The sequence below is a fragment of the Streptomyces tendae genome, assembly GCF_014650435.1.
Lineage (GTDB): Bacteria > Actinomycetota > Actinomycetes > Streptomycetales > Streptomycetaceae > Streptomyces > Streptomyces tendae.
This window is the reverse complement of sequence record NZ_BMUY01000014.1, coordinates 154894-175108: the sequence shown is the minus strand read 5'-3', so window position 1 is coordinate 175108 and position 20215 is coordinate 154894. Positions and strand designations below refer to the sequence as shown.

Below are 20215 nucleotides of genomic sequence, written 5' to 3'. Positions count from 1 at the left end.
GCGGAACCCGCGCGCCACGCGGCCCGCCGACGCTGTCTCGAGGCACCGCGGGCGGGTACTCTCAACGCGATATGAGCACCGAGAACCTCCCCCAGAGCCCTGAGCAGAGCCCTCAGCGGCCGCCGCGCAAGCCGCGGGTGGCCGTGGTGTTCGGCGGGCGCAGCTCCGAACACGGGATCTCCGTGGTCACCGCCGGCGCCGTCCTCGCGGCCATCGACCGGACGCGCTACGACGTCCTGCCGATCGGCATCACCAGGGACGGCCGCTGGGCCCTCACCGCCGACGAACCGGAACGCATGGCGATCACCGAACGCCGGACGCCCGACGTCGAGGAACTGGCCGAGTCGACCGAGGGCGGCGTGCTGCTGCCCGTCGACCCCGCCAACCGCGAGGTCGTCTACAGCGAACCGGGCTCGGTGCCCAAGGCGCTGGGCGAGGTGGACGTCGTCTTCCCCGTGCTGCACGGTCCGTACGGCGAGGACGGCACCCTCCAGGGCCTGCTGGAGCTGTCCGGTGTGCCCTACGTCGGCGCGGGCGTGCTCGCCTCCGCCGTCGGCCAGGACAAGGAGTACATGAAGGCGGTCTTCACCTCCTACGGGCTGAAGGTCGGCCCGTACGCGGTGATCCGGCCCCGCGAGTGGGAGCAGGACCGTTCCGGCGCACGCAAGAAGATCGTCGACTTCGCCGGGGAGCACGGCTGGCCGCTGTTCGTGAAGCCCGCGCGCGCGGGTTCCTCGATCGGCATCACCAAGGTCGACGACCTCTCCGACCTCGACGAGGCGATCGAGGAGGCGCGGCGCCACGACCCGAAGATCCTGGTCGAGGCGGCGCTGCGGGGCCGGGAGATCGAGTGCGGGGTGCTGGAGTTCGAGGACGGCCCGCGCGCCTCCGTCCCCGCCGAGATCCCGCCGCCCTCGGAGCACGCGTACTACGACTTCGAGGCCAAGTACATCGACTCCACCCCCGGCATCGTGCCGGCCCCGCTCACGGCCGAGGAGACCGCCGAGGTCCAGCGCCTCGCCGTGGCGGCGTTCGACGCGGCCTCCTGCGAGGGGCTGGTGCGCGCGGACTTCTTCCTCACCGAGGACGACGAGTTCGTGATCAACGAGATCAACACCATGCCCGGCTTCACGCCGATCTCCATGTATCCGCAGATGTGGCAGGCGAGCGGGGTGAGCTACCCGGAGCTGGTGGACCGGCTGGTCCAGGCGGCGCTGCGGCGGCCCACCGGACTGCGCTGACGCTTTTCGCGCCGTGACCACAGAGAAGGCGACTCCCTAGGGGGTCGCCTTCTCGCAGTATGATCAGCGGGTTTCCTGTCCGGTCCGGGAACCGTCATCGACTCGCCGTCGTCTGCTGGGGAACAGCACGCGGCGGCGATCAACAGGACGGGACCGAGCGGCGGAGAGGGGGCAGAAGCTAGAGATGGACGACCGGACAGGTAAGGGTGCGGGTGATGCCGTCCACTTGCTGGACCTTCGCGACCACCATGCGACCCAGTTCGTCGACGGTGTCGGACTGGGCGCGGACGATGACGTCGTAAGGTCCTGTCACGTCCTCGGCCTGGATCACTCCAGGGAGCTTGCTGATCGTCTCGGCGACGGTCGACGCCTTGCCGACCTCCGTCTGGATCAGGATGTACGCCTGTACCACGGAACCTCCAGAGCGGCCACGAGGATCATGTGGGGAAAAGGAACGCCACGGTATCGCGTAGCCGCTCTCCGCGGGGAGACCCGCGGGCCGCGGACCTCGCGCGTCAGGGTGCCCGAGGGACACGAGTTGACGATCACACCGACCGTGGCGACGGTCCATTCGACCGTAACGAGGACAGAGATGACGCGCGACCGGGCACGGACACGGACAGGGACGGAAGGGGAGCCAAGGCGATGAAGGGCACTGTTGGTGAGCTGGGGGAGTTCGGGCTCATCAGGGAGCTCACCTCCCGTCTCACCACCACCCCCGCGGTCCGGGTCGGACCCGGCGACGACGCCGCGGTGGTGGCCGCGCCCGACCGCAGGGTGGTGGCCAGCACCGACATCCTCGTCGAGGGACGGCACTTCCGCCGGGACTGGTCCACCGCGTACGACGTGGGCCGCAAGGCGGCGGCGCAGAACCTGGCCGACATCGCCGCCATGGGTGCCGTGCCGACCGCGTTGCTGCTCGGCCTGGTCGTGCCCGCCGAACTGCCGGTGACCTGGCCGACCGAGCTGATGGACGGACTGCGCGACGAGTGCCAGGTCGCGGGCGCCTCCGTGGTCGGCGGCGACGTGGTGCGCGGCGACACCATCACCGTCTCCATCACCGCCCTCGGCGACCTGCGCAACCAGGAACCGGTGACCCGGGGCGGAGCCCAGCCCGGCGACCTCGTCGCGGTGACCGGCTGGCTGGGCTGGTCCGCCGCCGGGTTCGCCGTCCTCTCCCGCGGCTTCCGCTCGCCGCGCGCCTTCGTCGAGGCCCACCGCCGCCCCGAACCGCCGTACCACGCGGGTCCGGCCGCGGCCGGCCTGGGCGCCACCGCCATGTGCGACGTCAGCGACGGACTCATCGCCGACCTGGGCCACATCGCCGAGGCCAGCAAGGTCAGGATCGACGTGCGCTCCGGGCAGATCGACATCCCCTCCCAGATGAACGACATCGGTCAGGCCGTCGGCGTCGACCCCATGCAGTGGGTGCTCACCGGTGGCGAGGACCACGCGATCGTGGCGACCTTCCCGCCGGACGTGAAGCTGCCCGCCCGCTGGAAGGTCATCGGCGAGGTCCTCAACCCCTCGGCGCTGCCCCAGGTGACGGTGGACGGTGCCCCCTGGACCAGCAAGGGCGGCTGGGACCACTTCGGCGGGGACGTGGAGTCGTGACGGCACTGCCGCTGGTCCTCACCGTGGCGGGCTCCGACTCCGGGGGCGGCGCCGGCATCCAGGCCGACCTGAAGACGATGCTCGCCCTCGGCACCCACGGCATGAGCGTGCTCACCGCGGTCACCGCGCAGAACTCCCGCGGTGTGCAGGGCGCCTGGGAACTGCCCGTGGACGCGGTGCGCGCCCAGTACCGCAGCGTCGTGGACGACATCGGCGTGCAGGCGGTCAAGACCGGGATGCTCTCCTCCGCCGAACTGGTCGAGACCGTCGCCGAGTTGCTCGCCGGCACCGACGCCCCGGTCGTGATCGACCCGGTCGGCGTCTCCAAGCACGGGGACGCGCTGCTCGTCGCCTCCGCGCTGGACGCGGTGCGCACCCGGCTGCTCCCGGTCGCCACCGTCGCCACCCCCAACCTCGACGAGGTCGCCCAACTCACCGGGGTAAGCGTCGAGTCCGAGACCGATCTGCGCCGGGCCGCGGCCGCCGTCCTCGGGTTCGGACCGCGCTGGGTGCTGATCAAGGGCGGTCATCTGGCCGGTGACGCCGTCGACCTGCTCACCGACGGCTCCGAGGAGCACTGGCTGCGCGCCCCCCGCCTCGACAACCGGCACACGCACGGCACCGGCTGCACGCTCGCCTCGGCCGTGGCCTGCGGGCTGGCGAAGGGGCAGTCGGTGCCGGACGCGGTGAGCGCGGCCAAGGAGTACGTCACCGGGGCGATCGCGGCCGGCTTCCCGCTCGGCTGCGGCATCGGACCGGTGGACCACGGCTGGGCGCTCAGGCGGCGGGATACTCCCTGAGCTCGATGCCGGTGGCCGCCTTCTCCGTGAGCCGCTTGAAGAAGCTCGCCATCAGGCGGTGGCTGAGCAGCCGGTACATGCGGTCGCGGCTGCGGATACGGCGCTCGGTGGGCGGGGCGAAGAACGGGCCCGCGTTGCCGGAGATCTTCTGGCAGCCCTTGGCGAAGTCCCGGATCCGCGTCTCGTACTCGGCGAACGCGGTGCGGTGGTCGCCGCCGGCCAGGGCGAGTTCCCCGGCCAGGACGTGGGCGCCGACGATCGCCACCCCCGTGCCCATGCCGCCCATGGTGGCGCCGTACCCGGCGTCGCCGAGCAGGGCGACGCGCCCCTGGGTGAGCCGGTCGACGTGGATCTGCGCGATCGCGTCGAAGTACAGGTCGTCGGCCTCCTCCAGCGCCTTCAGCACGCTCGGCGCCTCCCAGCCCATCCCCGCGAAGCGCTCCCGCAGGATCCGCTTCTGCGCGGCCACGTCCCCGCGGTCGTACGTCAGCCGCTGCGAGCGGAACACCAGGAGGGCGCCCGCCCGCTCCGGGTCGCCGTCGTAGTTGCCGACGCAGACCGCGCGGCCGGGCTCGCTGTACAGACGGCCGGTGCGGTCGAGGCCCAGGTGGTTGGGGATGCCGAAGCCGGCCACGTAGTGGTCCTGGAAGCGCAGGTACCGGGACTCGTCGCCGAAGACCAGGCGGCGGGTGCGCGAGTGCAGGCCGTCCGCGCCGACGACGAGGTCGAAGCGGCGGGGCGCGCCGCGCTCGAAGGTGACGTCCACACCGTCCCCGGTGTCGGTGAGCGTGGCGACCGAGTCCCCGAAGACGTACTCGACGGTGTCCTCGGTGCGTTCGTGCAGGATCTTCGCCAGTTCGCCGCGGAAGATCTCCACGTCCCCGCTCATCATCTCGGCGGGCAGGTCGACGCGCGGGGTGCCGTCGGCGTCGACGACGGTCTGCCGGCCCATGTGGGTCTGCCGGGCGTGGACCTCGTCCCAGACGCCCATGGCGCCGAGCACCCTCCGGTGCACATGGCCCCGGAAGTCGACGGCGAAGCCGTCCCCGCGCAGCGCGGGCGCCTTCTCGACGACGGTGACCCGGGCGCCGTACCGGGCGAGGCAGAGGGCGAGGGCGGGCCCGGCGACGCCGGCGCCGGAGACGAGGACGGAGAGGTGGCCGAGGCGGTGTGTGTGCGTCATGGCAACGACCATCGGCGGCACCGCTTACCGTTCGCCCACCGTCCGCTTACCGAGGGCTGACGGGGGCCGGCCCCGGGCAGCCGCAGGGGCGGGTGCGCCCTGCGGGGCGGGTGCCGCAGACGCGCGGGGCGGGTGCCCGACGTCGGCCCGGGGCCCGGGCGAAGGGCCTGGCGGGGGTGTCCCGTTGGGCGTTCGGACCGAGGGCAGGTGGGCGGTCGTCGGTGTGCGGGTGCCTACCGTGCGCTCACCGCCGCTGCGCGCAGCCTCCGCCCCCGTGCGAAGGCGCGGTCGTACGCCTCGGGGGCGAGCCGGGCGCGGACCTCCCGCTCGGCACGGGCGGCGTCCGGGTCGCCGGGGGCCGGGGCGCCGCGCAGACCCGTGGCGGCGCCGAGGAGTTCGGCGGCGCGCTCCGGGGCGGGGGTCATGACGGCCAGAGACTCGGCGACCTCCGCCAGGGCGAGGACGTCGGGGGAGTCGAGGGCGAGCACCCGGGCCTGCTCCAGCCAGTCCGCGGCGGTCTGCGCGTCGCCCTCCGCGGCGGCCGTGCGGCCCAGGCCCACCAGGATGCGGACCGACTCACCGGTGCTGAACCAGTTGTCGGCGCACAACCGCAGCGCGTTCTCGTACTCCACGCGCGCGCGTGCCGTGTCGCCGGAGAGCCGGGCCACGTCGCCGAGACCCCGCCGGGCGCTCGCCACCTTGTCACCGGCCCCCACCGAGCGGGCGAGCGCCGCGGAGTGCGTGAAGTGCCCGGCGGCCTCCTCGGCCTCGCCCCGGTGCAGCAGCACGACCGCGCGCGAGCGCAGCAGGTCGGCGGTCTCCTCGGGCGCCTCCAGCTCCCGGACGTGTATCAAACCCTCGTCGAGCAGTTCCAGCGCCCGGTCGTACGCGCCGCGCCGGTTGGCGAAACCGCCCAGCGGGTCGAGGCAGTTGGCCATGCCCCAGCGGTCACCGGTGGCACGGAACCCCTCCAGGGAGCGGGTGAAGGCGGCCTCCGCCTCGGCCGCCCGGCCCGCGAACAGCTCCTGGTAGCCGATGCCCATGTCGAGCAGGGCCAGCCCCCAGGGGCCCTTGCCGACCTGGACCCGCGGCACGGCGTCCGCCACGAGCATCGGCCCGCAGGTGAGGGAGTGCAGGACGACCGCGAACGGCAGCCGCAGGGGCCGGTCCAGCGACTCCATCAGCGCCGACACCCGCGCGACCCGCCCGGTTCCGGCCGGCGCGTCGTCCCCGTTGCCGGTCTCCTTTCCGTCCCCGGCCGCGTCCCCGGCCCCGTCCCCGTCCGAGGAGACCGCGTTCATCGCGCACAGCGCGTACTCCTCGGCCAGCCCCTCGGGCGGCTCGTCGCCGACGGCCGCCAGCAGCGCGCGGGCCCGCGGCACCTGCTCGCCGTGCAGGCCGCGCAGCCAGTGGAACCAGGTCAGCTCGGCCATGAGCCGCAGGGCCTCGCGCGGGTCGGTCCGTGTGAGGTGCCGCTGGGCCGCGTCCAGGTTGCCCAGCTCGGCGGCGAGCCGGGCCAGCCAGGGCCGTTGCCCGCCGGTGCGCAGGTGCGGCTCCGCCCGCTCGGCCAGGTCCAGGAAATACGCGGCGTGCGCGTCCCGCAGTGTCTTCCGGCCGGTCAGGCCCTCGGCCGCGAACGCGCGGAGGGTCTCCAGCATCCGGTAGCGGCCCTCGGGCAGGTGCTCCAGGAGCGACTTCTCCACCAGCGAGGCGAGCAGATCCTCCGGATGCGGCACCCCGCACACCGCCTCCACGGCCTCCAGCGTGGCGCCCCCGGTGAAGACCGTGAACCGCCGGGCCAGCTCCCGCTCCTCGTCGTCCAGCAGCTCCCAGCTCCACTCGACGACGGCGCGCAGCGTGCGGTGGCGGGGCGCCTTGGCACGATCGCCCCGGCTGAGCAGCCGGAAGCGGTCGTCCAGGCGGTCGGCCAGCTCGTTGGGGGCGAGGGTGCGCAGCCGGGCCGCGGCCAGCTCGATGGCCAGCGGCAGCCCGTCCAGCGCCGCGCAGATCTCCGGCACGCGCGCGTGGCCGTCGAACCCGGGACGCACCGCACGTGCGCGTTCCAGGAACAGCTCGACCGACGGGCGCGGCGACAGCGGCGGAACCGGCACCAGGGCCTCGCCGGTGATCTGGAGGCTCTCCCGGCTGGTGGCGAGGATCCGCACGCCCCGGCAGGCACCCAGCAGCAGTGCCGTCAGCGTGGCGGCCGCGTCGACCAGGTGTTCGCAGTTGTCCAACACGAGCAGGGCCTCGCGGTCCTCCAGGGCGGTCAGCAACCGCTCGGTGGCGTCGACGCCCGTGGTGCGGAAGCCCTCGCGCACACCGAGCGCGGTGAGCACGGCGTACGGAATCTGCCCGCCGTCGGTGAGGGGCGCCAGCTCGACGAAGCAGACGTCCGCCGGGGAGTCCGCGGTGCCGCACCGGCTCGCCGCCTCGATCGCGAGCCGCGTCTTGCCGGTGCCGCCGGGTCCGGTGAGCGTGACGAGGCGCGCTTCGGCGAACAGGGAGGCGATGCGGTCCAGCTCGGCGTCCCGGCCCACGCAGCGGGTCAGCTGGGCGGGCAGCCGGGGCCGTCGCGGGGCGGCGGCGTGTCCCCGGAGCAGTTCACCGTGGAGGGCGGACAGCTCGGGCGACGGGTCGGCGCCCAACTGCTCGGCCAGCGTGCGCCGTGCCTCCTCGTACACCGTCAGCGCCTCGGCGGGCCGCCCGCCCGCGTGCAGAGCCCGCATCAGCTGCCCGTACAGCCGCTCGCTCAGGGGATGCGCGGACAACAACGCCCGCAACTCGGGCACCAGCTCGGGACCACCACCGAGCGCCAGGTCCGCCTCGATCCGGTCCTGTACGGCGGTCAGCCGCAGCTCCGTGAGCCGGGCCGCCTCGGCGGGCACCTCCGGCAGGTCGGGCAGTGCGGGGCCGCGCCACAGCGCGAGTGCCTCACGCAGGGCGGTCGCCGCGCGCGCGTGGTCACCGGCGGCGAGGGCGGCACGACCATTCCTGCACAGGTGTTCGAATACGTGCGCGTCGACGGACTCGGGCGGTGCGACAAGCCGGTATCCGGCGCCGCCCGCCTCGACGGCCGTGTGCGGGGCCAGCCGCCCGCGCAGGCGCGAGATCTGCGACTGGAGGGCGTTCGCGGCACCGGCGGGCGGCTCGCTGCCGTACAGGCCGTCGATCAGCCGGGTCGCGGGGACCGTGCGGCCGGCGTCGAGGAGCAGGAGCGTCAGCAGCGCTCGGGGCCGGGGGCCGCCGGGGTCGACGGGGGTGCCGTCGTCGGTGCGGATGTCCAGGGGGCCGAGAATCCCGAAGCGCATTCCGGGGATTCTGGCACGGCGGGTACGTGCGGCACGGCGGCGAGGGGCCGCGGGGCGGGGAATCCGGGCACGGCAAAAAGCCGGCCCACACGAGGTGGACCGGCTCCGTGCAGCGGACCAGGCAGTGGCCGCGCGCTCAGCTGATGCGTCAGCGCGAGACCTTGCCGGCCTTGATGCACGAGGTGCAAGCGTTCACGCGCTTCGGCGTCCCGCCCACCACGGTACGCACACGCTGGATGTTCGGGTTCCAGCGACGGGACGTACGGCGGTGCGAGTGCGAGATGTTGTTGCCGAAGCCCGGCCCCTTGCCGCAGACGTCGCAGTTGGCAGCCACGGGTCACTCCAAAGACTTCAGATGCACTTACGGTTGATCCCGGCATGCCGGGATCAAGCTCTCGGACTCGCGAACGGGCCGGGATCTGAGTGGCGGTGCCAGGGGGATGGCCCGATCGGGATCGGGCAACCGGAGCAGCATACAACGGCTGCTCCCGTACAACGAAACTACCACGGCAGCTCAGCGGCCCGTCCCGGCCCTCGTCCCGTGGGCCGGGGCCCCAAGGTCTACGCTGCCTGCCACGTCCGCAGCTCAGGGAGGCGCAGGTGGCGCAGGTGCCGCAGAGGTTCTTCGACGCTCTGGCGGTGCGTACCTGGTGCGGTCTGTCGCTCGCCGCGCTGGGCCGGGCGCGCGAGGAGATCGACGCGATCAACGTCTATCCCGTCGCCGACGGGGACACGGGCACGAACCTCTACCTGACCGTCGAGTCGGCCGTCGCCGCCGTGGAGGCCGTCTTCGCGGCGCACGAGGTGGACGAGGCGCCCCGGGACGGGAGCGAGGCCCCCCGGGACGGGGCCGGCGGGCCCTCGCTGGCGGACGCCGTGGGTGCCATGGCGCACGGCGCGCTGATCGGCGCGCGGGGCAACTCCGGCACGATCCTCGCCCAGCTGCTGCGCGGCATGGCCCAGGTGCTCGCCGCGCGGAGTGACAACGACCACACCGCAGGCCACGGACTGCAACGGGCCCTGCGGCACGCGGCCGCGTCCGCCCGGCAGGCCGTGGCCCACCCGGTCGAGGGCACCGTCCTGACCGTCGCCTCGGCCGCCGCGGAGGCGGCCGAGGGCGCCGGGGGCGACTGTGCCGAGGTGGCGCGCGCCGCTTACGAGGGCGCCCGCGCGGCGCTCGCCGCCACCCCGGGCCAACTGGCCGCCCTGGAGCGCGCCGGAGTGGTCGACGCGGGCGGGCACGGCCTGGTGACGGTCCTCGCGGCCCTGGTGGAGACGTTCACGGGCCGGGCGCCGGGTCCGGTCGCGGCGTCCCACGCGCGCGTGGAGCGTGCCGTGGAGGGGCGGTGCGCCGCGGAGGAGGGCGACGAGAACGGACCCGCCTTCGAGGTGATCTACCTCCTGGAGGCCGAGGACGCGGCCGTGGCCCGACTGCGGCAGCGGCTCGACGCCCTCGGGGACTCGCTCGTCGTGGTCGGCGGCGACGGGCTGTGGAACGTCCACGTGCACGTCGACGACGCGGGCGCCGCCGTGGAGGCCGGGGTCGAGGCCGGGCGGCCGTACCGGATCCGCATCACCCACTTCGGGCACGGCGACGCGCACACCACCAAGGCCGAACGCCCGCCCCGGGAGCGGGCCCAGCGCGCCGTGGTGGCCGTCGTACCGGGGGAGGGGCTGGCGGCGCTCTACACCGAGGCCGGCGCGACCATCCTGCTCGCGCGCCCCGGGGAGCCGCCCGCCAGCGGCGAACTGGTCCAGGCCGTCCGGCGGGCGCACGCGCGCGAGGTGGTGCTGCTGCCCAACGACGCCGAGCTGCGCCACACCGCCGCCGCGGCGGCCGAACAGGCCCGCACCGAGGGCATCCGCGTCGCCCTCATCCCGACCCGCTCCGCGGTCCAGGGCATCGCCGCGCTCGCCGTGCACGAGTCCGAGCGCCGCTTCGACGAGGACGTGGTGGCGATGACCTCGGCGGCCGGCGCCACCCGGCACGCCGAGGTCACCGTCGCCGAACGCCAGTCCTGGACCACGGCCGGCATCTGCCAGGCCGGCGACGTGCTCGGCCTCATCGACGGCGACGTGGCCGTCATCGGCGCCGACGTCTCCCAGGTCGCCGCGACCGTCCTGGACCGCATGCTGTCGGCCGGCGGCGAGCTGGTCACCCTCGTCCTCGGCGACGAGGCGCCCGAGAGCGTCGCCGACCACCTGGAGGCCCGCGTCCGGGAGGCATACCTGGCCGTGGACACGGTCGTCTACCGGGGCGGCCGGCAGGGCGCCCTGCTGCTGGTCGGCGTGGAGTAGGCGCGGGAGTACGCGGCCGGTACGGCGCTCCCCTGGGCCGTTGTCAGTGGCGTGGTGTGCAATGGATCTCGTGCCCGCACTGCAAGAACCCCTGAAGAAGGTGCTCGGCCCCGCCACCGCGAAGGTGATGGCCGAGCACCTCGGCCTGCACACCGTCGGCGACCTCCTCCACCACTACCCGAGGAGATACGAGGAGCGCGGTCAGCTCACCCACCTCGCCGACCTGCCCATGGACGAGCACGTCACCGTGGTCGCGCAGGTCGCCGACGCCCGGCTGCACACCTTCGCCTCCTCGAAGGCCCCGCGCGGCAAGGGGCAGCGCCTCGAAGTGACCATCACCGACGGCAGCGGCCGCCTCCAACTGGTCTTCTTCGGCAACGGCGTGCACAAGCCCCACAAGGAACTCCTGCCGGGCACCCGCGCGATGTTCGCCGGCAAGGTCTCCGTCTTCAACCGCCGACTGCAACTGGCACATCCGGCGTACGAGTTGCTGCGCGGCGACACCGAGGGCGAGGAGACCGTCGAGTCCTGGGCGGGCGCTCTCATCCCCCTCTACCCGGCCACCGCCAAGCTGGAGTCCTGGAAGCTCGCCAAGGCGATCCAGACGGTGCTGCCCAGCGCCCAGGAGGCCGTGGACCCGCTCCCCGAGTCCCTGCGCGAGGGCCGGGGCCTGGTCTCCCTGCCCGAGGCCCTCCTCAAGATCCACCGCCCGCACACCAAGGCCGACATCGAGGACGCCCGCGCCCGGCTGAAGTGGGACGAGGCATTCGTCCTCCAGATCGCCCTGGCCCGCCGCCGCCACGCCGAGACCCAACTCCCCGCCGTCCCCAGGAAGCCCGGCCCTGACGGCCTGCTCACCGCCTTCGACGACCGTCTCCCGTTCACCCTCACCGACGGCCAGCAGAAGGTCTCCCGCGAGATCTTCGACGACCTCGCCACCGACCACCCGATGCACCGGCTGCTCCAGGGCGAGGTGGGCAGCGGCAAGACCCTCGTCGCCCTGCGCGCCATGCTCGCGGTCGTCGACTCGGGCGGGCAGGCCGTGATGCTGGCGCCCACCGAGGTGCTCGCCCAGCAGCACCACCGGTCGGTCGTCGAGATGATGGGCGAGCTGGCCGAGGGTGGCATGCTGGGCGGCGCCGAGCACGCCACCAAGGTGGTGCTGCTCACCGGCTCCATGGGCGCCGCCGCCCGCCGGCACGCCCTGCTCGACCTGGCCACCGGCGAGGCGGGCATCGTCATCGGCACCCACGCGCTGATCGAGGACAAGGTCCAGTTCCACGACCTCGGTTTGGTCGTCGTCGACGAGCAGCACCGCTTCGGCGTCGAGCAGCGCGACGCCCTGCGCGGCAAGGGCAAACAGCCCCCGCACCTGCTCGTCATGACCGCCACGCCCATCCCGCGCACCGTCGCGATGACCGTCTTCGGCGACCTGGAGACCTCCGTCCTCGACCAGCTCCCGGCAGGCAGGTCCCCGATCGCCAGCCACGTCGTCCCGGCCGCCGACAAGCCGCACTTCCTCGCCCGGGCCTGGGAGCGGGTCCGCGAGGAGGTCTCGGGCGGCCACCAGGCGTACGTCGTCTGCCCCCGCATCGGCGACGAGGACGACGACCCGAAGAAGGGCGCCAAGCAGTCCAAGCAGCCCCCGGAGGGCGACGCCGACAAACGCCCCCCGCTCGCCGTCCTCGACGTCGCCGAGAGCCTCGCCAAGGGCCCGCTCCAGGGGCTCAAGGTGGAGGTGCTGCACGGCCGTATGCAGCCCGACGACAAGGACGCGGTCATGCGCCGCTTCGCCGCCGGGGAGACCGACGTCCTGGTCGCCACCACCGTCATCGAGGTCGGTGTGAACGTCCCCAACGCCACCGCGATGGTGATCATGGACGCCGACCGCTTCGGCGTCTCCCAGCTGCACCAGCTGCGCGGCCGGGTCGGGCGGGGTTCCGCTCCCGGCCTGTGCCTCCTGGTCAGCGAGATGCCGGAGGCGAGCGCGGCCCGCCAGCGGCTGAACGCCGTCGCGAGCACCCGCGACGGCTTCGAGCTCTCCCGCATCGACCTGGAACAGCGCCGCGAGGGGGACGTCCTCGGCCAGGCCCAGTCCGGCGCCCGCACCTCCCTGCGCGTCCTCGCCGTCATCGAGGACGAGGAGATCATCGCCGAGGCGCGGCAGGAGGCGGCCGCCGTCGTCGCCGCCGATCCGGAGCTGACCGGCCTGCCCGGCCTGCGCACGGCCCTGGAGGCGCTGCTGGACGAGGAGCGGGAGCAGTACCTGGAGAAGGGCTGAGAGACTGGCAGCGGACACCGTCCGTCCATCCGAGCACACCGACAAGGACCCAGAAATGACCCGCGTGATCGCCGGCAAGGCCGGCGGACGTCGCCTGGCCGTCCCGCCGGGGACCGGTACCCGCCCCACGTCGGACCGCGCGCGCGAGGGCCTGTTCTCCACCTGGCAGTCCCTGCTCGGCGGCCCGCTGGACGGCGAGCGGGTCCTGGACCTCTACGCCGGTTCCGGCGCCGTCGGCCTGGAGGCGCTCTCGCGCGGCGCGGGGCACGTCCTGCTCGTCGAGGCCGACGCCCGTGCCGCCCGCACGGTCCGGGACAACGTCACGTCCCTCGGCCTGCTCGGCGCCGAGGTCAGGGCGGGCAAAGCGGAACAGATCATCCGCACCCCGGCGCCCGGCGAGCCGTACGACGTCGTCTTCCTGGACCCGCCCTACGCCGTCTCGGACGACGATCTTCGGGAGATCCTGCTCACACTCCGTACCGAGGGGTGGCTCGGGGCGGAAGCGCTCGTCACCGTGGAGCGCAGCACCAGGGGCGGCGAATTCCGCTGGCCGGACGGCTTCGACGCGATCCGGTCCCGTCGCTACGGCGAGGGAACGTTTTGGTACGGTCGCGCCGCCTCTACGTGCGAAGACGCACGATGACCGGACCGGAGAGCGAGGGAACTCAAGTGCGCCGCGCCGTCTGTCCCGGGTCGTTCGACCCGATCACCAACGGACATCTCGACATCATCGCCCGTGCCTCCAGCCTCTACGACGAGGTCTACGTCGCGGTGATGATCAACCAGGCCAAGAAGGGCCTGTTCGAGATCGAGGAGCGGATCGACCTCATCCGCCAGGTCACCGCCGAGTACGGGAACGTCCGCGTGGAGTCCTTCCACGGCCTGCTCGTCGACTTCTGCAAGCAGCGCGAGATCCCGGCCATCGTCAAGGGCCTGCGCGCGGTCAGCGACTTCGACTACGAGCTCCAGATGGCCCAGATGAACAACGGCCTCTCCGGTGTGGAGACCCTCTTCATCCCCACCAACCCCACCTACAGCTTCCTGTCGTCCTCCCTGGTCAAGGAGGTCGCGACCTGGGGCGGCGACGTCGCCCACCTGGTGCCGCCGCTGGTCCTCGAAGCCCTCACGGAACGCCTGAGGAACCGCTGACCGCCCCGTCGCACCGCCGGCGCCACCAGCCGCGGAGACTGACAATCCGTCACCCGGTGTCCCCGGGACACCCCAGGGTCGTACAGTCGTCCCGTCCGTCTCCAACACAGCTGTAGAGAGTGGCGAGCACACGGTGGACGTGCAGAACAAGCTCGACGAGATCACCGCGATGGTCTCCGGCGCCCGCGCCATGCCCATGTCGGCCTCGTGCGTGGTCAACCGCGCCGAGCTGCTCTCGATGCTGGAAGAGCTGCGCGCGGAGCTGCCCGGTTCCCTCGCCCAGGCGCAGGAGCTGATCGGCGACCGGGAGCAGATGGTCGCGCAGGCCCGCCAGGAGGCCGACCGGATCATCGAGAGCGCGCACGCCGAGCGCGGCTCCCTGATCGCCGGCACCGAGGTCGCCCGCCGCTCCCAGGCCGAGGCCGACCGGATCCTCGCCGAGGCCCGCCAGGAGGCCGAGGAGGTCCGCGCCGAGGCCGACGACTACGTCGACTCCAAGCTCGCCAACTTCGAGGTCGTCCTCACCAAGACCCTCGGCTCCGTCGGCCGGGGCCGCGAGAAGCTCCTCGGCACCGGACCCGGCCTCGACGAGAACGGCTACGAGGACGAGGACGCCCCCGAGCGCAGCCACGACCCGGAGACCCTGCGCCGCGACGCCGACACCTACGTCGACACCAAGCTCGGAGCCTTCGAGGCCGTGCTGGCCAAGACCCTGGACGCGGTCGGCCGCGGTCGCCAGAAGCTGCACGGCCGGATCGCCACCGACGACCTCGGTGCCCTCGCCGACGACATGTCCACCGTCCAGCACTCCAGCGACGCCGACTACCTCGCCGACCTCGCGGGCCTCTCCGACGCCGCCCCCGCCGCCGACCAGCCCAGGCAGCCGCAGCCCCAGTACGGCGAGCCGGAGCCCGTCGCGGCCCAGGCGGCGCAGGCCGTGCCTCAGATGCCGGCCCAGGAACCGGCGTACGGCTACGCGGCGCAGCAGCAGCCGGACCCGTACGCGGCCTACCAGCAGACCTACGGCAGCGGACAGGACCCGTACGGCTACCAGCAGCAGGGCGCCGACCCGTACGCCTACCAGTACGACGGCGGCCAGCAGGCGTACGACGGACAGCAGGGCTACGCCCAGCCCCAGCAGCCGCCGCAGCCCCCGCACGCCCCGCAGACCCAGCCGCAGGCGCTCGACGAGACCAGCCTCTTCGACACCAGCATGATCAGCGCCGAGCAGCTGCGGGCGTACGAACAGGGCCGCGGGCTCTAGGGACGAGGGGGCCCGTCGGCCCGGATTGGGCCGAGAGCGAATGGTCCAGTATCCTGGCTCTTCGGTCGCGCGTACGTCCGCGATCGCCGCTGCCCGGGAACACCGAAGGGCAGCGCCCTCCACCCACGAAGACCGAAAGCAGGAATGGTTCTGAACGCGCGCCTCGACCACCGCGACCCCCTCGTGTTCGACACGCACGAGCTGGGACGGCGGCCCGGTGCGCTCCAGCGCCTGACCCGCACGGTCGACGCTCCCAAGGACTTCGGTCTCCAGGGAGTCATCGGAGTGCCGGAAGGCGCCCCGGTGGAGCTCGATCTCCGGCTCGAGTCGGTCATGGAAGGGGTGCTCGTCACAGGCACCGCCCGTGCCAGGGCCCGGGGGGAGTGCGTAAGGTGTCTGGAGCCGCTGGAGCAGCAGCTCGAAGCGGACTTCCAGGAGCTGTTCTCGTACCCTGACGCCGACGACCGTGGCCGCCCCGTGGCGGAACCGGGCGACGACGCCGAGGACGACGAGGACAGGTTCTTCGTCGAGGACGGCCTGATCGGCCTCGAACCCGTGCTGCGCGACGCGGTGGTGCTCGCACTGCCGATGCAGCCGGTGTGCCAGGAAGACTGTCAGGGTCTGTGCTCCGAGTGCGGAGTGCGCCTGTCGGACGACCCGGACCACCACCACGACGCCGTCGACATTCGTTGGGCGGCATTGCAGGGACTCGCCGGTTCACTCGGAGACGGCGAGAAGGACGAGATGAGCGGCGACGGGTCGGATTCCGCGGACGCCGCCGAGAAGCAGGAGAAGTAGCCGTGGCTGTTCCGAAGCGGAAGATGTCGCGCAGCAACACGCGCCACCGCCGGTCGCAGTGGAAGGCTGCGGTCCCCACCCTGGTTGCGTGCGAGCGCTGCCACGAGCCCAAGCAGCAGCACATCGCGTGCCCGTCTTGCGGCACTTACAACAAGCGCCAGGTCCTCGAGGTCTGAGCGGCTGGTGAGAGGCACTGTGTCAGTCCCCAAGAAGGCGGAAGACGCCAAGGCGGACCCACCCGCCAAGAAGAAGGCGGACACCCAGGCCTCGTCCCACACGCTTCTGGAAGGGCGGCTCGGCTATCGGCTCGAGTCCGCCCTTCTGGTGCGTGCACTGACCCACCGTTCCTACGCGTACGAGAACGGCGGTCTGCCGACGAACGAGCGGCTGGAGTTCCTCGGGGACTCCGTACTCGGCCTCGTCGTCACGGACACGCTGTACCGCACCCACCCCGACCTGCCCGAAGGCCAGCTGGCCAAGTTGCGGGCCGCGGTGGTCAACTCGCGTGCGCTGGCGGAGGTGGGCCGCGGGCTCGAACTCGGCTCCTTCATCCGGCTCGGCCGCGGTGAAGAGGGCACGGGCGGCCGGGACAAGGCGTCCATCCTCGCCGACACCCTCGAAGCGGTGATCGGCGCGGTCTATCTCGACCAGGGCCTCGACGCGGCCTCCGAACTGGTGCACCGCCTGTTCGACCCGCTGATCGAGAAGTCCTCCAACCTCGGTGCCGGCCTGGACTGGAAGACCAGCCTCCAGGAACTCACCGCGACCGAAGGGCTCGGCGTCCCCGAGTACCTGGTCACGGAGACCGGCCCCGACCACGAGAAGACCTTCACTGCTGCCGCCCGCGTCGGAGGCGTCTCGTACGGCACCGGCACCGGCCGCAGCAAGAAGGAGGCGGAGCAGCAGGCCGCGGAATCCGCGTGGCGGTCCATCCGGGCCGCGGCGGACGAGCGCGCCAAGGCGACGGCCGACGCCGTCGACGTGGACCCCGACGAGGCGTCCGCCTCCGCCTGACCATCCACCGCACGGTCCGAACGCCCGCCCCGCCTGTGGGGCGGGCGCTCGGCTCGTCGCCCGTGCACCAGCCCGGTCCACCGGTCCGGTCCGCCGGCCCGGCCCGGCCCGCCCGAGGGGAAGCCATGCCCGAGTTGCCCGAGGTAGAGGTCGTACGGCGCGGCCTGGAGCGCTGGGTCGCCCACCGGACCGTCGCCGACGCCGAGGTGCTGCATCCGCGCGCGGTGCGCCGCCACATCGCGGGCCCCGACGACTTCGCCCACCGCCTGGAGGGCCACCGCATCGGCACGCCCAGCCGCCGCGGCAAGTACCTGTGGCTGCCGCTGGAGGACACCGACCAGGCGGTCCTCGCCCACCTCGGCATGAGCGGCCAGCTCCTGGTCCAGCCGCACGAGACACCCGCCGAGAAGCACCTGCGCATCCGGGTCCGCTTCGCCGACGCCCTCGGCACCGAACTCCGTTTCGTCGACCAGCGAACCTTCGGCGGCCTCTCGCTGCACGACACGTCCGCCGACGGACTGCCCGACGTCATCGCACACATCGCCCGCGATCCGCTGGACCCGCTCTTCGACGACGAGGCGTTCCACCAGGCCCTGCGCCGCAAGCGCACCACCATCAAGCGGGCCCTGCTCGACCAGTCCCTGATCAGCGGCGTCGGCAACATCTACGCCGACGAGGCCCTCTGGCGCGCCCGCCTGCACTACGAACGCCCCACGGCCACCCTCACCCGCCCCCGCACCGCCGAACTCCTCGGCCACGTCCGGGACGTGATGAACACCGCCCTCGCCGTCGGCGGCACCAGCTTCGACAGCCTCTACGTCAACGTCAACGGAGAGTCCGGCTACTTCGACCGCTCGCTCGACGCGTACGGCCGCGAGGGCCTGCCCTGCAACCGCTGCGCCACACCGATGCGCCGGCGGCCGTGGATGAACCGCTCCAGCTACTTCTGCCCGAAGTGCCAGCGGGCGCCGAGGGTCACGCCGTAGGCATCCGCTGTGCGTCGTACCGCTCCCGCGACGCCAGCACCTCGTCCATCCGCCCCTCCAGGCACTGGATGAGCGCCTTCAGCCGCTCGGCCACCTCGCGGCCCAGCGGCGTCAGCTCGTAGTCCACCCGGGGCGGGTTGGTCGGCTGGGCCTCGCGGTGCACCAGTCCGTCGCGCTCCAGCGCGTGCAGGGTCTGGGCCAGCATCTTCTCGCTGACGCCGTCCACCCGGCGCCGCAGCTCGTTGAACCGGAAGGAACCCTCGTACAGCGCGCCGAGCGTCAGCGCGCCCCAGCGCCCCGTGACGTGCTCCAGGGTGCCGCGCGAGGGACAGGCCCGGGAGAACACGTCGTACGGCAGATCCTGCTCCGCCGTGCGCTCCTGCGTGGTCGACATGCGTCCAGCGTACGTGAGCACAGCGCTGCGCCGCAGGTCGCGCTGAGCGGGGAGCAGCGCCGGGCGACATCGTCCCGGGGCCGCTCGCTCAAGGGGCGACCGTGCCGCCCAGGACCGGCCGTCGATCCCCTCAGTAGCCGAAGTCCTGTGTCCACCAGGGGCCGCCGGAGCCGAAGTGGACGCCGACTCCCAGGGTCTTGAAGTCGCAGTTCAGGATGTTGGCGCGGTGGTCGGGGCTGTTCATCCAGGCGTCCATCACGGCTTGGGCGTCGGCCTGGCCGCGGGCTATGTTCTCGCCCCCGAGACCGGATATGCCCGCTGCCGCCGCCCGGTCCCAGGGGGTCGCGCCGCCGGGGTCGGTGTGGTCGAAGAAGCCCTGGGTCGCCATGGCCTCGCTGAAGTCCTCGGCCAGTTCGCGCAGGGCGCTGTTCGCGGCCACCGGGCTGCAGCCCACCTTGGCACGCTCGTCGTTGACCAGCTTGAGCACCTGTGCCTGGGCGACGGCCTGCTCGGAGACGGCGGCGGGGGCGCTGGGCTTCGCGGGCTCGGCGGCCGGGCGCGAGGGCGTGGGCTTCGGCTTGGCGCTCGGCGTCGTCTTCGGCTTCTTGGTCTTCGACGGTGTCCCGGCCGGGGCGGCCGGCTTCGAGGCCGGTGCCGAGGCGGACGGGGAGGCCGAGGACGGCGAGGAGGACGGGGAGTCCTTGGCGGCTTCGTCCTTCGAAGGGGACTGGGAGGACCGGGAGGGCGAGGAGCCGGCGGCGGAGGAGCGGTCGGTGCCGCGGCTCGTGGCGGCGTCGTCGCCACGGCCGGTGTCCGCGCTGCCCGAGGTGCCGCCCTGCTGGGACGGGCTGTTCGTCGGGGTGTCCTGGGCGTGCACCCGGTCGCCCCCGCCGCTGCCGCCGCCGATCCGGTAGTTGTCGAGGCCCGGCACCGCGCCCGTGGCCACCGCCACCGTGCCGATGGCGACCGCGGCGGACACGCCGAGCAGACCGGTGCGGACCGGAGTGGCCGCCTTCTTCCGCCGGCGCCGACGCCCGCCGCCGGTCGCCGAGCCGCCGTCGGGCGTGTATCCGTCACTGGGGAAGGCGACGGTGCGGCCGGCCTGCGGGCCCTCGCCGTCCGGATCGTCGGCGAAGAGGTAGGCGTCGCTCTTGGCGCGGACCTCGGCGTAGGCCTCGGGGTTCAGATAAGGGGCGATGCCCATCGTGGGGGTCGCGTCCGCGTCCGCGTCCGGGGCGAGCGGATCGCGGCGCCGTCCCGGCGTCCCGTCCGGCTGATGGGCTTCCGCGGCGCGGCCCGTGGCGGCGCGGCCGGCGGCGGAGCGTCGGTGGCGTCCCATGTCCTGGCCTTCCTCGTCCTCGTCCTCGCGCGGGGCGTGCCCTGCGGTCGACATGTGCTCAAGATCAACACGGAACTCACACGATCGAGTGAGTTTCATGTGGGATTCATTGGGTCGGGACGGTACCGCATGGCGCCTGGGCGTGAAGTGTCGCGCGGGACATTGACTGGTTAGGTTGCAGTCATGAGCGAGGATGTACGGCTGGTCGCGTGGGTGCGCGGACAGGTCCAGGGCGTGGGTTTCCGCTGGTTCACGCGGGCCAGGGCGCTGGAACTCGGCGGGATGAGTGGTTTTGCTCTCAATTTGGGCGACGGTCGCGTCCAGGTCGTCGCGGAGGGCCCGCGCGAACGCTGCGAGGGTCTGCTCGCATGGCTGCGCGGTGACGACACGCCCGGACGCGTGGACGGAGTCACCGAGATCTGGGACACACCCCGCGGGGGCTACGACGGCTTCGCCATCCGCTGACGATCCTCCGCGCGAGGCTTCGCGGGCGTCGCGAACGACCCTCCCCGCAGGGGTGGCCCGGGTGAAAACGGGCAGGTG

The 20215-nt window shown here is 73.0% G+C and carries 19 protein-coding genes; 13 read left to right on the top strand and 6 right to left on the bottom strand.

Going from position 1 to position 20215, the window contains the following annotated elements:
• Positions 1 to 71 precede the first annotated feature (71 nt).
• Positions 72 to 1241 (top strand): D-alanine--D-alanine ligase family protein, encoded by a 1170-nt coding sequence (locus IE258_RS31680; protein WP_189749175.1) that lies wholly within the window; start codon positions 72 to 74, stop codon positions 1239 to 1241.
• 178 nt (positions 1242 to 1419) lie between these two features.
• Here the strand turns inward: IE258_RS31680 and IE258_RS31675 are convergent, their stop codons facing one another.
• Entirely contained in the window at positions 1420 to 1653 is a 234-nt protein-coding gene (locus IE258_RS31675; RefSeq protein WP_003973433.1) for an Lrp/AsnC family transcriptional regulator, read from the bottom strand.
• Between the two features lie 233 nt (positions 1654 to 1886).
• Between IE258_RS31675 and IE258_RS31670 the strand changes: the two genes are divergently transcribed.
• Together IE258_RS31670 and thiD are read left to right on the top strand one after the other, a co-directional pair.
• Positions 1887 to 2855: a thiamine-phosphate kinase gene (locus tag IE258_RS31670; RefSeq protein WP_052838407.1), complete on the top strand. Its 969-nt coding sequence runs from the start codon at positions 1887 to 1889 to the stop codon at positions 2853 to 2855.
• On the top strand, positions 2852 to 3655 hold the full coding sequence (gene thiD / locus IE258_RS31665) for a bifunctional hydroxymethylpyrimidine kinase/phosphomethylpyrimidine kinase (RefSeq protein WP_189749174.1): 804 nt from the start codon (positions 2852 to 2854) through the stop codon (positions 3653 to 3655). The genes IE258_RS31670 and thiD overlap by 4 nt, the downstream gene beginning before the upstream one ends.
• Here thiD and IE258_RS31660 read toward each other — a convergent pair.
• From IE258_RS31660 to rpmB, 3 genes are all read right to left on the bottom strand, one after another.
• The gene (locus IE258_RS31660) at positions 3633 to 4838 is read right to left on the bottom strand and encodes an FAD-dependent monooxygenase (RefSeq protein WP_189749173.1); all 1206 of its coding nucleotides are present in this window, start codon (positions 4836 to 4838) and stop codon (positions 3633 to 3635) included. The genes thiD and IE258_RS31660 overlap by 23 nt on opposite strands.
• Before the next feature lie 233 nt (positions 4839 to 5071).
• Positions 5072 to 8149: an ATP-binding protein gene (locus IE258_RS31655; RefSeq protein ID WP_189749172.1), complete on the bottom strand. Its 3078-nt coding sequence runs from the start codon at positions 8147 to 8149 to the stop codon at positions 5072 to 5074.
• A 148-nt stretch (positions 8150 to 8297) separates the two neighbouring features.
• Entirely contained in the window at positions 8298 to 8483 is a 186-nt protein-coding gene (gene rpmB, locus IE258_RS31650) for a 50S ribosomal protein L28 (protein WP_003993230.1), read from the bottom strand.
• Between the two features lie 266 nt (positions 8484 to 8749).
• Here rpmB and fakA point away from each other — a divergent pair, with 266 nt between their 5' ends.
• From fakA to mutM, 9 genes are all read left to right on the top strand, one after another.
• Positions 8750 to 10447 (top strand): DAK2 domain-containing protein, encoded by a 1698-nt coding sequence (fakA, locus tag IE258_RS31645; RefSeq protein WP_189749171.1) that lies wholly within the window; start codon positions 8750 to 8752, stop codon positions 10445 to 10447.
• 61 nt (positions 10448 to 10508) lie between these two features.
• Positions 10509 to 12728 (top strand): ATP-dependent DNA helicase RecG, encoded by a 2220-nt coding sequence (recG, locus tag IE258_RS31640; RefSeq protein WP_189749170.1) that lies wholly within the window; start codon positions 10509 to 10511, stop codon positions 12726 to 12728.
• Between the two features lie 55 nt (positions 12729 to 12783).
• Positions 12784 to 13371, top strand: a complete 588-nt coding sequence (gene rsmD, locus IE258_RS31635) for a 16S rRNA (guanine(966)-N(2))-methyltransferase RsmD (RefSeq protein ID WP_189749169.1) — start codon at positions 12784 to 12786, stop codon at positions 13369 to 13371.
• 26 nt (positions 13372 to 13397) lie between these two features.
• The gene (gene coaD / locus IE258_RS31630; protein WP_104632564.1) at positions 13398 to 13877 is read left to right on the top strand and encodes a pantetheine-phosphate adenylyltransferase; all 480 of its coding nucleotides are present in this window, start codon (positions 13398 to 13400) and stop codon (positions 13875 to 13877) included.
• Between the two features lie 133 nt (positions 13878 to 14010).
• On the top strand, positions 14011 to 15141 hold the full coding sequence (locus IE258_RS31625) for an ATP synthase F0 subunit B (protein ID WP_189749168.1): 1131 nt from the start codon (positions 14011 to 14013) through the stop codon (positions 15139 to 15141).
• 144 nt (positions 15142 to 15285) lie between these two features.
• Positions 15286 to 15939, top strand: a complete 654-nt coding sequence (locus IE258_RS31620; RefSeq protein WP_087807035.1) for a YceD family protein — start codon at positions 15286 to 15288, stop codon at positions 15937 to 15939.
• 2 nt (positions 15940 to 15941) lie between these two features.
• Positions 15942 to 16115, top strand: coding sequence for a 50S ribosomal protein L32 (gene rpmF / locus IE258_RS31615; RefSeq protein ID WP_003951102.1), 174 nt, complete (start codon positions 15942 to 15944; stop codon positions 16113 to 16115).
• 7 nt (positions 16116 to 16122) lie between these two features.
• Positions 16123 to 16953: a ribonuclease III gene (gene rnc / locus IE258_RS31610; protein WP_161377550.1), complete on the top strand. Its 831-nt coding sequence runs from the start codon at positions 16123 to 16125 to the stop codon at positions 16951 to 16953.
• Between the two features lie 125 nt (positions 16954 to 17078).
• A complete protein-coding gene (gene mutM / locus IE258_RS31605; protein WP_189749167.1) occupies positions 17079 to 17939 on the top strand; it encodes a bifunctional DNA-formamidopyrimidine glycosylase/DNA-(apurinic or apyrimidinic site) lyase in 861 nt (286 codons plus the stop codon).
• On the opposite strand, the gene IE258_RS31600 is transcribed toward mutM, so the two are convergent.
• Together IE258_RS31600 and IE258_RS31595 are read right to left on the bottom strand one after the other, a co-directional pair.
• A complete protein-coding gene (locus IE258_RS31600) occupies positions 17929 to 18333 on the bottom strand; it encodes a winged helix-turn-helix transcriptional regulator (protein WP_189749166.1) in 405 nt (134 codons plus the stop codon). The genes mutM and IE258_RS31600 overlap by 11 nt on opposite strands.
• 130 nt (positions 18334 to 18463) lie before the next feature.
• Entirely contained in the window at positions 18464 to 19672 is a 1209-nt protein-coding gene (locus tag IE258_RS31595; protein ID WP_189749205.1) for a CAP domain-containing protein, read from the bottom strand.
• 183 nt (positions 19673 to 19855) lie between these two features.
• On the opposite strand from IE258_RS31595, the gene IE258_RS31590 reads away from it, so the two are divergent.
• Entirely contained in the window at positions 19856 to 20137 is a 282-nt protein-coding gene (locus IE258_RS31590) for an acylphosphatase (RefSeq protein WP_052838393.1), read from the top strand.
• Positions 20138 to 20215 lie beyond the last annotated feature (78 nt).